We start from the raw sequence: 13722 nt of genomic DNA on the forward strand, positions 1-13722 counted from the left end.
GACGTGATATCGCTGCCCCGCGTCCCGTTTTTCCGTGAATTGCGTGCCATTTCCGCACCAATAGCGCCTGCGCCTCGTTTTTGGCGAATTTTCTAGGAGAATGACACGAAACGGTCTTAATCAAGGCAAACTCTGTCCTCAATAGTGCGCTTAAAAGATGGGTAACTTCCAGCATTACCCAGTGAAAGCGACGTCCATGGTTTCGTTCAAACCCAACAAGCGATTTGTGACCGACGAGGGCGGCTCTTATAGCGTAGAGGCCGTTATCTGGCTGCCAATCTTCATTTTCCTGACCGCGCTGATCATCGATGTCAGTTCGATCTATTACGACAAGTCGCAGATCGCGCAGATCGTACAGAACGCCAACCGGGCCTATTCGGTCGGATCCTTCATTACCGACGCGGAAACGGAAGACAACGTTCGCGAGTCGCTTCTGGCCTATTCCGCCAATGCCACGGTCGATACATCCGTCGTCGACAGCAATATCGAAACGCGCGTCGTCGTTCCGGCGTCCGACCTGATGGGATTGAACATCTTTCCGGCCTTCGCCCCGGTCAACATCGTAATCGCCTATAAACACCTCAAGGAATGGTGACGGAAATGCGCATTGCTTCCCATATCGCTGCCCGTTTCCTCAGATGTGACTCCGGCTCGTTCACGATTGCCGCCATGTTCCTGCTTCTGGCAGGGCTCATGCTGGGCAGCCTTTCGATCGATTTCATGCGCCGTACCGAAGCCCGGACCGACCTGCAGATCACCGCCGACAGCGTCGCCCATACGGCGATTGTCCTGCGGCAATCCGTTCCCGAAGGGGCGGCGAAAACCGCGGCATTGCTGCTGGCGCAGGAAAACAGCGCGGTGTTCGCCAACAACGCGGCCATCGCGGCGGCCGACATCGAGTTTGGCATCTGGAACAAGGAACTGCGGGAATTCATTCCGCAATCCGATGCCAAGGAGGCGGTGCGCGTGCGCGCAACACGGGATGCGGCGCGCGGAAACTACGTAACGGGGCTCCTGTCTCCGCTGCTCGGGGTTCTGGGCTTCGAGATTGCTGCCGACTCGGTCTTTGCCGCGCTTCCGCACCCCTGCGTAAGAAACGGGATCATTGCCAAGACCGCGGTCGAGATGACATCGAACAATTATTTCGCGCCCGGGTATTGCGTTCACTCCGATCAGAGCATGAAATTCTCGCAGAGCAATACGTTCGACGAAAACGTTTCTGTCACGATGCCGGATATTTCCAATCTGACCTTGCCGGGCGGGTCGCTTGACGGCAATCCCGGTCTGGCCGAAGCGTTGCACAATGCGCCTGAGCGGCTGGATATCGACAAGGTCATCGCCGATTTCCGCGACGGCATTGAAAACGGCGACGACGCGTATATCCCCGAGACCGTGCAATTCGCGCTGGATAATATCGTCACCGTGGCCAACAACGGTGCAGGCACTGTGACCCCGGAAATCCTGTCGCCGGGCAATATGTACAATTACGTGTGCCTGAACGCAGGCACTACCCTCAGTTTCGACTCCGGGATTTTCCGCGATATCGTGCTCTGGACCAATTGCAAGATCAGCTTCGGCTCGGGCACGGCACTTGAGGGATCGGTGATCTATCAAGACAACACGTCGCAAAACGCTGTAAAGGCGTCGTCGGGTCTGCGTCTTGGCGCCATCGACGATTGCGCACCCACCGGCAACACCGTGCTGATCACCGAGGGCGGCATGCACACGCCCTCCAATCTCGAACTGCACGGCTCTGCAATCGTTGCGCGCGGCGACGTGTCCTTTGCCGCCAAACCCGATGGGGTCAACGGGTCGGTGATCATGTCGGGCGGCACGGTGTCCTCCACCAGTTCGGGTGCCTTCGGGTTCTGCGACGCGGACTTCGCGCTGAGCCTGTACGAGTACAAAATGGTTCAGTAGGCCTCCGCCGCGCCTGCGACCCGGACGGCAAGCGTGGTCGCCACGCGCAACAGTCGCGTCATGTGCCTGTTACTCTTCACCGGTCGCCCCCGGACGGTTGCGTCAGGATGAACTCCGAAACCAGATTTGCCACGTCGGCATCTTGGCCCAGCCAGATATGCCCGCCGGTTGGAAAGACGGTCAGCGTCGCGCCGGCAATGCGGTCCGCCAGAAGACGCGCCGTGGCCGCCGTCCCGAACAGGTCATCCTCACAGGACAAAAGGATCGTCGGCACCGCGATCCGGTCATAGGCGGTGGGCGAGGGCGTGCCAGCCCAGAAGCCATCGGCCCCGAGACCGTCGATCTTGCGGCTGATCGGGAATATCTGGTTCAGGATGGTAAAGGCGCGCTGGCGCTCGTCCCGAGCGACGCTGTCCAGAAGCGCCGGATCGGTGGCCAGAAGCGTGCGCATCATCGGGCCCGGTGCCGCGCGCGAGAGCGCCCAGAACGCGAAATCCGACCCCAACACGGCACCGACGGCCAGCCGTTGCAACGCGGTGAACTCCACCGGATCGCGGTCGGTCAGGTTTGCGGCGGGCACCAGCAGCCCCAGATGCGAACAGCGGTCGGGATGGCGAAGCGCGAATTCCGCAGCCGTCAGCGCCCCGGCCGACCCGCCGACCACCGGCAGCCTGTCGATGCCGAGATGGTCCAGCAGCTCGACCAGAACGTCGGCCTGATGCACCGGCGAGGCGTCATCGGGAAAGGCGCTGCCAAGATATCCGAAGCGCGAGGGCGCGATGATGCGAAAGCCGCGCTCCCGAAGCTTTGCCGCGAAAAGCAGCCCCTGATCGAAGCCGCCCCCCGTGCCGTGGATCATCATCAGCGGCGGACCGTCCCCGGCGACGGCATAGAGCAGCGGCCCGGCGCTGGCCTCGATCACGTCGGCTTGGCCGAAAAGCCGCGTGTCGGCCTGCAGGCGCGCCTCGCGAAACGCGCCCGCGGTAAAGCCGGTGCCTGCGAGTGCCATGCCACCGAGGCCAATCAGCACGGAGCGGCGGGTCGGCATCACGGTGCCCCTTCGGGGATAACCTCGGTGACGGCGCCCTGACGCGAGAACATCGCGTCGCGCTGCCACCAGACGACAGCGACGGCGACGCCGACCAGAAGCCAGGTATCCCAGGGCTGCGCATCGGGCCAGAACGGGTTGATCAGCTGCCAGTGAAACAGCATCGGCAAAGCCAGGCTGCCACGCGACGCGTTGAAGATCGGGGTGACGAGGATCGCCAGGGTAATGTTGCCGATGAAAAACGGCAGGAAGTCCCAATCCGCGAAGACAACGCCAGCCAGGAAGAAAGCCGGCAGGTGCCAGATGCCCCAGATCGCCCCGATCAGCGCGCCGGTCCAGACCGGCGCGAAATACCGCTGCAGCAGGGGCTGCGCGACACCGCGCCATCCGAATTCCTCGATTGGCCCGAGAAATAGCATCATGGCCATCAGGCCAACGACCGCGCCCACGCCTTCGGAGGGAAGCGGGGCCAAAAGCGGGCCGCCCTTGATCAGGGACCCTGCCATAAAGACCAGCGGGATCACGACCAGGATGAAGATCCACCAAGGGGCCGGGCAGCGCCACAGGAAAAGTCGCGACAGGAACCGCCGCAATCCGGCCAGGCCGCCGAAAAACCAAACCACGGTCAAGGCGGCGACGGCGGGGGCCCAGGTGGCAAGAAAGAACAAGGGGTGCGACCCGCTGAGCGCGCCGAAAGCGGCGGTCATCGCATCGGGCCAGACGATATAGCTTCCGATCACGCCCCAGGTGATCAGGAAGGTCAGTCCCAGGAAGAAGAACAGCGCGGTGATCGACATGCCTTGTCCTGGAGAGGCCGCAGAGATCGGCATTGGAATCGTCCCCGTCGGTGATCAATTGCACTCACTTCATTCAGCATGCTTTCAGACAAGGCTCCATGCGGCAGATCAATCCCCTGGTCGCAGCAACCGCACCCGACTGCCTGCCGCCCCGTTTTGAGCGACGCGCCGAAGCAGCGCACGGTGCGCTTGTCCGACCAGGGCGGGGGATGGGTCGCGGCGGATCAGCTCTTGGCCGGTCGCGCGTCTTTCCAGGCCTCGAATCGCGTCAGCGTGTCGGGATCGGTTGCCGGGTAGAGCCCGCGTATCGACACACCGCGCCGGACTTCTTCAAGCACGAACGCCTCGAACAGCTCCATCCCGACGCTTTCGCGGGCGATCTCGTCGGCCAGGTGACGCGGGATGATCATGACGCCGTCATCATCGCCCAGCACCAGGTCACCAGGGTAGACGGCCACCCCGCCACAGGCGATCGGCAAGCCGATATCGACCGCATGGTGTTTGGTCAGGTTGGTCGGGGCCGAGGCTCTGGCGGCAAAGACCGGCATGTCCAGCGCCGCCGCACCCGCGGCATCGCGGATGCCGCCATCGCTCACGACACCGGCAGCGCCGCGCAGATCGAGCCGCGTCAGCAGGATCGACCCGGCCGAAGCGGCAGAGGCGTCCTGACGGCAATCCATTACCAGAACGGCGCCTGCCGGGCATTCCTCGACGGCGACACGTTGCGGATGGTCCGGTTCGCGAAAGGCATCGAGCGGATCGGTGTCGGGGCGCGTCGGAATATACCGCAGGGTATAGGCGGGGCCGATCATGGTGCGCTTGCCTGAACCAAGCACCGCGACGCCCTGCACGAAGGCGTTCTGATATCCCCGCTTGAAAAGGAGCGTGGCAACCGTGGCCGTGCTGGCCTGCGCAAGGATATCGAGCGTATCGGGCCGGAGCGTGACTGTGTCCGCGGGCTGTGGGTTGGGCATGTCGGGCTCCTTTGCCAGTTGGATCTAGGGATGAAGCCCTGCGGGGTCGACGGCAATGAGCGCCCCCTTGCTTTGCACCACCAGACCGGACAATGCGCAGGCCGATGCGATGCTTGTCTCCAACGCCGCGCCACTGGACAGGCCTGCCAGAATTTCGGCATTGAAGCTGTCGCCAGCCGCCGTGGTGTCGACGATCCGGGGCAGGGCGCGCACGGCAACCGTGCCGCCTGTGCCGGCCTGCCGGAAATGCACCGGCTCCGGGCCGTTCTTGACCACCACCGTTGTCGCCCCGGCCGAGACATAGCGCTCTGCCGTGGCCTCGGGGTCTTGGTCAGCGAACCACTGCGCCTCGTCCTCGAAAGAGGGAAGCGCGATATCGCTGACGCCTGCACCTTGCATGATGGTGCGGGTCATTTCGGACGTGTCCGACCACAGGCGGGGCCGCAGGTTGGGATCGAATGCGATGGTCTTGCCGGCCGCGCGCGCGTCCTTGAGGGCGTCCAGCAGCGTTTGGCGCGACGCGGGGTCCAGTATCGCCAGCGTGATACCCGAGAAGTAGACGACATCGGCCTGCGCCATCGCCGCCCGGACCGCATCGGGATCGCGCGCCAGCTGCCGGGCCGCGGACTGACCGCGCCAGTACGAGAAACTGCGCTCCCCCCGATCCAGCGAGATCAGGTAAAGTCCGACAGTCTGGTTCGCCACCCGGCGCACATGGCTGACCCCGATCCCGCCTTGCGCGATGAAGTCGTGCATCTGCCCGGAAATCGCATCGTCGCCGACGGCCGTCAGATACGACACCTCGATGTCCGGGTGCATCCGGGCCAGATACCACGCCGTGTTGAAGGTATCGCCCGCAAACCCCAGCCGGAACTCGCCCGGCGCGGCAGCCGGGGCCAATTCCGCCATGCATTCGCCGATGGACAGAACGTGCATCTCGATACTCCTGTCCCGGGTTCAGCTGAACAACATGCCGCCGTTGATGTCGATATTCGCACCGGTGATGAAGGCGCTGTCATCACAGGCAAGAAACAGCACAAGGTTGGCCGTGTCCTCGGGCCTGCCTTGCCGCTTGACGGGCGCCGCTGCCTCAAATCCGCGACGCGCGGTGTCCGCCGTGTGGATATTGTGGAAATCCGTATCGATCATCCCGGGGCAAAGCGCGTTGACACGGATGTCGGGGCCCAGTTCCTTGGCCAGCCCGCGTGTCATCGTCATTACCGCCCCCTTGGAGGTGGCATAGGCCACCGCGCCGGGCCCGCCGCCATCGCGACCCGCCTGGCTTGCCAGGTTGACGATCGTGCCCGAGGTCATGTGGGCAAGGCAGGCCTTGATCATCAGGAAGGTGCTTGTCAGGTTCAGATCCATCACCGCTTGCCAATGCTCAAGCGACATCTCGGCGATGGTCTTGCGTTCGATCAACCCGCCCGCGTTGTTCACAAGCACGTCGATGCTGCCAAAGGCGTCCACGGTCCTGGACACCAGCGTCTCCACATCGGCGGGCTTGTTCAGATCGCCCTGCACAGCGATCGCCTTGCCCCCCATTGCCTCGATCTGCTTGACCGTTTCATCCGCGCCCTTGCTGCTGGCGAAGTAGTTGATCGCGATGTTGGCGCCTTCGGAGGCGAGTTTGACGGCGCAGGCGCGCCCGATATCGCGGCCGCCGCCGGTGATGATCGCGGTCTTTCCCTGGAGTTTCATCCTGTCTCTATCCCGTCCTGTTGGTTTTTCCGCATTGCGGCGTGGCACCCGTTGCGGGCGGTCGTGATCTATCTGTTCAGCGTCAGGAAATAGTCGAAGATTTCCGGAACGTTGCCGTCCCCCATGCCCGCTGCGACAGCGGCCTGAAGGTTGTGCGAGGTGCCCTCGGCAATCTCGGCCCGTGTGCCCAGATCCTCTGCCATCCTGAGGAAGTAGCCGAGATCCTTGTTGGCATTGTTTATCGAGAAGCCCAGATCGCTGACGCCATCGACCGCGTATTTCTTGCAGAACGCCATGAAGGGTGAATTCGACGGTCCGGTCGACATGATGTCGAAAAGCTGCTGACGATCGACACCGGCCCGATCGGCCACGGCAAAGGCCTGGCTCATGGCGCAGACGCTGGTCATGCCCATGAAGTTGTTGATCAGCTTGGTCACATGCCCCGCGCCAAGCGCGCCAAGGTAGAAGACGTTCTCTCCCTGGTCGTCGAGCACCGGCTTGACCTTGTCGAAGGTCGCCTTGTCCCCGGCGGCCATGATGTTGAGCAAACCGTTCTTGGCATGCGCGGGTGTGCGACCGAGCGGTGCATCGACCATGCCCGCGCCCTTCGCCGCCAGATCGGCACCGATCTTCCGGGTCGATGCCGGGATCGACGTGCCGAAATCGATCAGGACGGCCCCGTCCTTGATGCCAGCCAGAATGCCGGTGTCGCCGTAGACGACCTTTTCGACAACGTCGGATGTGGTGAGGCAGAGCATGACGATATCGCTCGCTTCGGCCAGGTCCTTGGGTGATGCGGCCTGCCTGGCGTTGCCGCGGGCCAGAACCTCTGCCACGGCATCCTGATTAAGGTCCATCACGACAAGTTCGTAACCTTTGCTCTGAAGGTTCTCGACCATATTGCCGCCCATGAGGCCGAGGCCGATGAAACCGATAACGGGTTTGGTCATGCCGTGTACTCCATTGTTGTTGTTCGGTGAATCACAGAAAATCTTCCCGGTGTGGCGTGAAGAAATCCAGCAGCGTGCCTGCCTCGAGGCAGGTCGCGCCATGTTCGATATTGGGCTGTTTGTAGAGCGAGTCCCCGGCTGAAACGACGTAGGTCTGGTCGCCGACCCGGAACTCGAACTTCCCGGAGATGACGTAGGTGATCTGCTCGTGGGGATGGTGGTGCATTGCCGCCACCGTGCCCGTCTCGAACTTCACTTCGACACACATCATGTTGTCGTTGTAGGCGCCGACCTTCCGGGTCAGCCCGCCGCCGGCATCGAACAGCGTGTTCTCGGCCGCGGGAAAGAAGTTCTTCGTGGTCATTCTAGGTCTCCGTGCATTTTCTTGCGATCCGCCACCGGTGGACCGTCTGGCCCACCTCGTTCCGTGCGTTGGATCAGGTGTAGGCCAGTTTCTTCATGACGACGCGAAAGCTGTTTTCATCGGCATCGGTGAAGTAGAGGTCGGCGTCGTAGCCCTGATCGTCGAGGAAGTGGAAAATCCGCTTCGGATCGTCCAGCCGGTAGGGGACGAGCAGGGTGGCGATGCGGTGCCGCGTGGAGGCCGGATACTGCGCCGTCAGGCAGGTGCTGACCGGCAGGCCCTCGTACTCGGACGGATCGACATCCGCAAATCCGGTTGTCTGCGTCATGGTGGGCTTGCCCGCCTCGGACCAGACGACCTGACCGTAAAAGCCGGCCTTTTCCCCGGTGTTTCGGAACGACGTGTTGCCCAGTTCGAAGCGCGCGTTGGCGTGCAGCAACCATTCCAGCGTCACCGGGCTTTCGGCATCGACGCTGTCGACGATGACGAAGTAGTTGTTCTGCACGAAGTAGATTTCGCGTTCGGCCAGCGTCACCTCGGGCGACAGGCTGCGATAGGCCGCTGTCGCATCGCCGCGGATGTAGTAGTGATCCGCGCGGTGCTCCGCCGTCAGGATCTTGCCGGTCGCAGCCATGGCCTTGGCCTTGTCCTTGTCGGCATACTGGCCTTTGCCATTGATCAGAATGGCGTTCTTGGATCTGGTCTGACGACGCCAGTTGCGGTGCATGGTCGAATTGAAGGCGACGTAATGGCCGGACTGGATCGCCATGTCTTCGCCGTAGGCGGCAAGGCAGAACGCGTTCTGGTCGCCGTGGCTGTGGCTGATCGACCCGAAAGCCGAGGATTTGAAGACCAGCTGGATATGTTCGTCCGGATTGGCCATCTCGTGCTGGATGCCGACCCAGCCGATGCCCTTGAAATGCCGCATGCCGTTTTCGGGCGGTGTCGCCTCGATCGCGGGGCAGCAGGTCAGGTAGACCAGTTCGTCAAAATTGGTGTCCCACCAACCCCAGTTGTAAAACGCCATCTCCGTGCCGGGATTGATGCGGTTGAGCTCCTCGAAATACCACTGGTACGCGCCGTTTCCGGTTTCGCCCGCGAATTGCCGCATGTTGAGGCCAGTCTTGATGCCCGGCAACTCGCCCAAGGTGCTGTCATCGCCAAAGGTGGCCCGACGCGTGTTCGGGGCCTTGCAGAACAGCGGAAAGTCGGCGGTGTGTTGAAAGAAGGGCCGCTTGTACAGGTCGAGCCCGGTGTAGGATTTCAGCTGGTTGGCCGCGTCGATCAGATAGGCCATGCCCATCATCCAGTAATTGGTCCCCTCGGCCCAGCCGCCATCGCTGTCGCCCCAGGGCGAATAGACGGTGAACAGGAACTCGATGCAGTAGTTCAGCCAGTCACGGGCGTCGTCGTTTTCGTCCTCGCCAAGCAGGGCGATGCAGGCGGGCACGATGGTCAGCGACACGGACCGGACGGCATGGCTGTCATAGGGGAACAGGTGGATCTTGGCGTTCAGGATCGCGTGTTCGGCAATATCTCGGGTGCGCGCCAGCAGCGCCTCGCGCACTATTCCGCGCTCGGCCTCGTCGAGGTGATCATACAGCCAATCATAGCCCCAGGTCAGGGCATTGGTGACGCGGTAAGCCCATTCGTCGGTATATGCCCTGGACGTGACGCCCATCGGATCCCAGCTTGCCGCTTCCAGCAGCCAGGCCTTGGCGCGCGTCAGCATGGCGTCGTCTTTGGTGATCTGGCCACCGATCGCCAGATGGCGGATGGCATACATCACCTCTTGCAGGTCGATGTAGGTCTGGCGCCAGACGGGGGCCACGCGTTTGTGGTCGGGATAGCCGACCGGTTCCGTCATGACGTCGCGATCCATCCAGGGCAGGACGGATTTCTGGTAGAAGTTGGCCCAGCTGCAATGGTCCTGGTTCGCGGCGATGTCCTTGCGGAAGCCGTCGAGCCTATCGGCTGTCAGCCACAGGCGCGGATGGTCCGTGTTCGCTTTTGCGAACCGCGTGTTCCGGGCAGCCAACGGCGTTTCAGGCAGTCCTTCCGCGATGGAAAACGGGCGCGCCTTGCTCCAGCTTGTGGCCGGCTTGCCCGTTGCGGGGTCACAGACCGCGTATGACCAGTGATACGCACCGGCAGCAAAGGTCACGTCCGGTGTGAAGAAATTCAACGGCAGATTGGCAAAGGTCCGCGTCGTTTCGGCGGGAAAGGCCGGATCGGGGGACACGCGCAGGACATACTGCGCCTCGTCCTCGATTGCCGGAAGCCATGTGAAGCGCGGCGGGTTCTCGACGACGACGGTGTCGGCATCGGGGGCGTAAAGGCACTTTTAAAGCTCGAAGAACACGGTGCCAGCGAAACATTCGTCTATCACAATGAGGCTGGAAGCGTTTTCCACCCAAAAGTGTATCTGTTTAGGAACGTCGAAGAAGCACGTTTGATCGTCGGTTCAAACAATATGACGGCATCGGGGCTATATTCGAACGTAGAAGCAGGACTGCAGTTGGACACTGCTCTGACAGACGAAGTCATCGAGAGCGCTCTCGACGCCATGGCTTCGTGGCGCGATACAACCTCTGGCTTCGCCTTGAAGTTGGATGAGACGCTTCTTTCAAAGCTGTTGGACAACGGCTACATCAAAGAAGAGGACAAGATCAGGCCTCCTCAAAGAAAAAGTAAAAAGAAGTCAGACGGTTCTGATACCGAAAAGCTCTTCGCGTCTCGGACATACGCGCCTCCGAAAAAGACTACAAAAACAAAGAAATCCAAGTCGGTTGGGTCGAGTGGCCCAAAAGAAAAAGAGCCCATTGAGGCTGATCCATCGGGCACTACTGTCTTAATGCGCCTCCGCAAAGCACGAGGTACGCAAACGCAGATACCCTTCCGAGTTGCAGACAAGTTCTTCAAGGACATTTCGCAGGTTGAGAGTGTTCAATCTGGGTTGGTGCATGGGCTTAACCCTGCAAAAGCTCACAACAAACAAAACACCATCAAGCTCGAAATCCCAGAACTGAAGGATTTCGACGATCCGTATGCCAGATTTGAAAAAAGTGGTGGCACGGTAACCTACGAGGTTCACGACGTCGGCAGCCCAAAAGGGAACCAGATCAAGGCCACACTTGAAGACGGGTTTACGAAGGGCACCACGCAGATGAGCATTAGCAACAAAGATAGAGCTACATGGTGGAGATACATCTGAACCGCTGGCGCGCATAGATAACCGCTCTATCCACGCATCTGTTTAGAAAGAAGCTTATTTTTCCCATTTGAAGGGCCTTCTGCGTGAAGAACCAAGGCGTCGACAGAAGTAACCTTCTATCGCTACGGCCAAAGCAAACGAAGGGAAGATCATCGCGACTACCATCCCGGAAATGCCTGCGAGAACGAGATAGATCAAAGGGAGATCTTCTGAGCTTAAGCCCAAATAGATAGGGCACCACGTCAGTAGGTAAACGAGTGAGAAAGTACTAGTGAGACTCATTACTGGTCGCGTCAATCGGCCAATATCGATCTGCATTCTTTCAAGTGCTGCAAGTTGGTGACGCTGCCATGTGCCGGATTGTCTAAACTCCATATCCTACTCCCTCAACAGCTCGATCCAAGTGTGAACGTCTTCCATCTTGATCTCCTTTCCATCTGTAAGAGACCGATACCAACGCGCTACGATGGCCCCACGTTTTTCGCTTTTGATCCGGATGCCTTGGTCCGTCAGGAAGCGATCCAGTGAGGTTTCAAACTCTTCCAGCGCGTCGATATCGTGCTGCACGCGGGCAGCTTTCGTGCCCAGAAGTATCCAGGTCACGTCAGTCCCAAATTTCTCGTCGAGCATGACCAGAGCCTCAATTGGCAGCCCCCGCTCGCCCTTCTCATAGCTATGATAGGCTCGCAGCGAGACGCCGATTTCCTTTGCCATGTCCGATTGGGACAATCCGATTTCATTGCGCGTGATTGCAAGTCGGGCACCTATCCCAACAAGCAAATCGGTGGTTTTTTGCCTCAAATGCGGCTTCCTGTTGACGAATGTGCTAAATTTCACAAATATGCAAAAAATAGCACAATGGTGGTTCTACTCTATCTGAACATGCCAGCCGCGCCAAAACAACCGATTCCGCTCAACCCCAATGAAGGAGGTCATTTTGCAACAAGAACGCCTGCTTTCACCCAAACAGCTCAGCGAGATCGTCGGGCTTAGTCCTGCGCAAATTCGCGCACTAATGAACACCGGGAAGCTGGAGTTCGTGGAGATATCGTCGAAGACAAAGATGCTGACGATGAGCGGTTGGGAACGGTTTCAGAAGAATGCCACCAAGGTCAAAAGGACCGAGAGTTCGGCGGCGAATTGATGGGGGTGTCAGGTCATGACGACGACCAATCTCAATATTAACGTGGTAGATAAACGCATGTTCAAGCAGTCCGAGGCCGCGAGCTATGCCGGGTTGCCAGTCAAGCATTTCAAGGCCGCTTGCCCGGTGCGCCCGGTGGAGTTGATACGAGGTGCACGTCTTTGGGATCGCCGTGACCTCGATCTTTGGATTGATGATGTGAAGTCTGGGTCCGTGACCGACACGCGCGAAACCATTCTGGACCGCCTTTGATGACACAGGTGCGGGTCAAGGGGTTCAAGATTTTCAAGGACCGGCACGGCAAGCAGCGATGCTATCACCGCGAGACCGGCCACAAGGTTGACCTGTCCCATGCGCCGATAGGTTCCGCCGAGTTCTTTGCAGAATGTGAGACGATCCGTGCAATCGCCGAGGCACAGCGAGCGAAGGCACCGAAAGCCGGAACTTTGGGCGGGTTGATCCAGTCCTACTTTGAAACAGAGCACTACCAGAACCTGGCCGAAGCAACCCGGCGCGACTATCGCAAGTGCGCGGATTTCCTTGAGCCAATCCGCGACACGCCGATCCACGTGATCGACACGCCTCTGATCGCGGGCATTCACGACAAGGCGGCGAAGAAGATTGGCTGGCGGCGGGCGAACATGGTGCGCACGCTTTTGAGCGAGGTATTTCGCTACAACATCCCGAAGGGGCTCATTTCCGCCAACTTCGCCAAAGATGTGATCCCCAAGCGCCGCCCTCGCGACCGCGCCTATGCCAACCGCCCCTGGACAATCGAGGAGCGAGACACTGTCATAGGCAAAGCAAAGCCCCATGTGCGCGTGGCTCTCGCCCTTATGATGAACACCGGCCTCGATCCGTCGGATGCACTGCGATTGCGTAAGGATCAGGTTGATGACGGTACCATCTGGGGCGTTCGCGGCAAGACCGGCGAAGAGGTCGCGATTCCGGTCAGCCCCACGCTTCAGGCCGCGCTTGACCGCATCACCGACCATGAGGCCGAAACCGTGCTTTCCAATTCGCGGGGCGAAGCTTGGACCTACAACGGCTTTTCAACCGTCTGGCACCGCTTCAAGACCGCCCTTGAGAATGAAGGTCTTATCGAAAAAGGCCTGACCCTCAAGGGCTTGCGGCACACGGTCGCTACGACTTTGCGCGAGGCGGGGCTGGATGAACGCCGCATCGCGGACCTTCTGGGGCAGAAAACCCCATCTATGGCGCGGCACTATTCGCGGTCCGCGAACCTTGCCGACAAGAACCGCGAGACCATGGCGACATTGGAAGAAGAGAACCGAAGGCGGGCCGAAAGTGTCAAACCTTCGCAGAAAAGCGTCAAACTTGACGAAAACGAGGATCAGTCATGAGCAGAAAACGCAATCATATCAGCTTGTTAAGTGGTGCCCGGGGGCGGAATCGAACCACCGACACGAGGATTTTCAATCCACTGCTCTACCCCTGAGCTACCCGGGCACGGGAGAGGGCGCTGCCCTCGGGTGAGGGCGGTCTAGCCAAAGCCGCAAGCGGTGTCCAGAGGTGCGCGGGCAAAAAACGCGGGCCGCTCGCGCCGGATGGTTTCGCGCCTCACGGGGGCCCGCGACACGGCCCGTTCG

Annotated in this window: 15 protein-coding genes and 1 tRNA gene; 6 read left to right on the forward strand and 10 right to left on the reverse strand. The window is 60.3% G+C overall.

Going from position 1 to position 13722, the window contains the following annotated elements:
* Positions 1–196 precede the first annotated feature (196 nt).
* Positions 197–595, forward strand: a complete 399-nt coding sequence (locus ACXYMN_RS12870; RefSeq protein WP_459014100.1) for a TadE/TadG family type IV pilus assembly protein — start codon at positions 197–199, stop codon at positions 593–595.
* A 5-nt stretch (positions 596–600) separates the two neighbouring features.
* On the forward strand, positions 601–1920 hold the full coding sequence (locus ACXYMN_RS12875) for a TadE/TadG family type IV pilus assembly protein (protein ID WP_459014101.1): 1320 nt from the start codon (positions 601–603) through the stop codon (positions 1918–1920).
* 76 nt (positions 1921–1996) lie between these two features.
* Here ACXYMN_RS12875 and ACXYMN_RS12880 read toward each other — a convergent pair whose 3' ends face one another.
* From ACXYMN_RS12880 to ACXYMN_RS12915, 8 genes are all read right to left on the reverse strand, one after another.
* On the reverse strand, positions 1997–2968 hold the full coding sequence (locus ACXYMN_RS12880; RefSeq protein WP_459014102.1) for an alpha/beta fold hydrolase: 972 nt from the start codon (positions 2966–2968) through the stop codon (positions 1997–1999).
* Positions 2968–3765: a CPBP family intramembrane glutamic endopeptidase gene (locus ACXYMN_RS12885; protein WP_459014103.1), complete on the reverse strand. Its 798-nt coding sequence runs from the start codon at positions 3763–3765 to the stop codon at positions 2968–2970. Before ACXYMN_RS12885 ends, ACXYMN_RS12880 begins: the two co-directional genes overlap by 1 nt.
* Before the next feature lie 224 nt (positions 3766–3989).
* Complete coding sequence (locus tag ACXYMN_RS12890) at positions 3990–4739, reverse strand: ribonuclease activity regulator RraA (RefSeq protein ID WP_459014105.1); 750 nt, start codon at positions 4737–4739, stop codon at positions 3990–3992.
* 24 nt (positions 4740–4763) lie between these two features.
* Complete coding sequence (locus tag ACXYMN_RS12895; RefSeq protein WP_459014106.1) at positions 4764–5675, reverse strand: sugar kinase; 912 nt, start codon at positions 5673–5675, stop codon at positions 4764–4766.
* A gap of 21 nt (positions 5676–5696) precedes the next feature.
* Positions 5697–6440: an SDR family NAD(P)-dependent oxidoreductase gene (locus tag ACXYMN_RS12900; protein ID WP_459014107.1), complete on the reverse strand. Its 744-nt coding sequence runs from the start codon at positions 6438–6440 to the stop codon at positions 5697–5699.
* Positions 6441–6508: 68 nt separating this feature from the next.
* Positions 6509–7492 carry an NAD(P)-dependent oxidoreductase gene (locus ACXYMN_RS12905; RefSeq protein WP_459014108.1) on the reverse strand — a complete coding sequence of 328 codons (984 nt, stop codon included), beginning with the start codon at positions 7490–7492 and terminating at the stop codon, positions 6509–6511.
* Complete coding sequence (locus ACXYMN_RS12910) at positions 7422–7754, reverse strand: cupin domain-containing protein (protein WP_459014109.1); 333 nt, start codon at positions 7752–7754, stop codon at positions 7422–7424. The genes ACXYMN_RS12905 and ACXYMN_RS12910 overlap by 71 nt, the downstream gene beginning before the upstream one ends.
* 73 nt (positions 7755–7827) lie before the next feature.
* Positions 7828–9996, reverse strand: coding sequence for a DUF4962 domain-containing protein (locus ACXYMN_RS12915; RefSeq protein WP_459014110.1), 2169 nt, complete (start codon positions 9994–9996; stop codon positions 7828–7830).
* On the opposite strand from ACXYMN_RS12915, the gene ACXYMN_RS12920 reads away from it, so the two are divergent.
* The gene (locus tag ACXYMN_RS12920) at positions 9892–10968 is read left to right on the forward strand and encodes a hypothetical protein (protein WP_459014181.1); all 1077 of its coding nucleotides are present in this window, start codon (positions 9892–9894) and stop codon (positions 10966–10968) included. The two genes, ACXYMN_RS12915 and ACXYMN_RS12920, sit on opposite strands and share 105 nt — an antisense overlap.
* 378 nt (positions 10969–11346) lie before the next feature.
* On the opposite strand, the gene ACXYMN_RS12925 is transcribed toward ACXYMN_RS12920, so the two are convergent.
* Positions 11347–11769 (reverse strand): helix-turn-helix domain-containing protein, encoded by a 423-nt coding sequence (locus tag ACXYMN_RS12925; RefSeq protein ID WP_459014111.1) that lies wholly within the window; start codon positions 11767–11769, stop codon positions 11347–11349.
* Between the two features lie 136 nt (positions 11770–11905).
* Between ACXYMN_RS12925 and ACXYMN_RS12930 the strand changes: the two genes are divergently transcribed.
* The 3 genes from ACXYMN_RS12930 to ACXYMN_RS12940 are packed head-to-tail and all read left to right on the forward strand — an operon-like array spanning position 11906 to position 13476.
* Positions 11906–12112: a hypothetical protein gene (locus ACXYMN_RS12930; protein ID WP_459014113.1), complete on the forward strand. Its 207-nt coding sequence runs from the start codon at positions 11906–11908 to the stop codon at positions 12110–12112.
* A gap of 15 nt (positions 12113–12127) precedes the next feature.
* Complete coding sequence (locus ACXYMN_RS12935; protein WP_459014114.1) at positions 12128–12364, forward strand: hypothetical protein; 237 nt, start codon at positions 12128–12130, stop codon at positions 12362–12364.
* Entirely contained in the window at positions 12364–13476 is a 1113-nt protein-coding gene (locus ACXYMN_RS12940; protein ID WP_459014116.1) for a tyrosine-type recombinase/integrase, read from the forward strand. Before ACXYMN_RS12935 ends, ACXYMN_RS12940 begins: the two co-directional genes overlap by 1 nt.
* A gap of 31 nt (positions 13477–13507) precedes the next feature.
* Here the strand turns inward: ACXYMN_RS12940 and ACXYMN_RS12945 are convergent.
* Positions 13508–13582 (reverse strand) — tRNA-Phe (locus ACXYMN_RS12945).
* Positions 13583–13722: the final 140 nt, after the last annotated feature.

It is taken from the genome of Roseivivax sp. CAU 1753 (assembly GCF_054482575.1).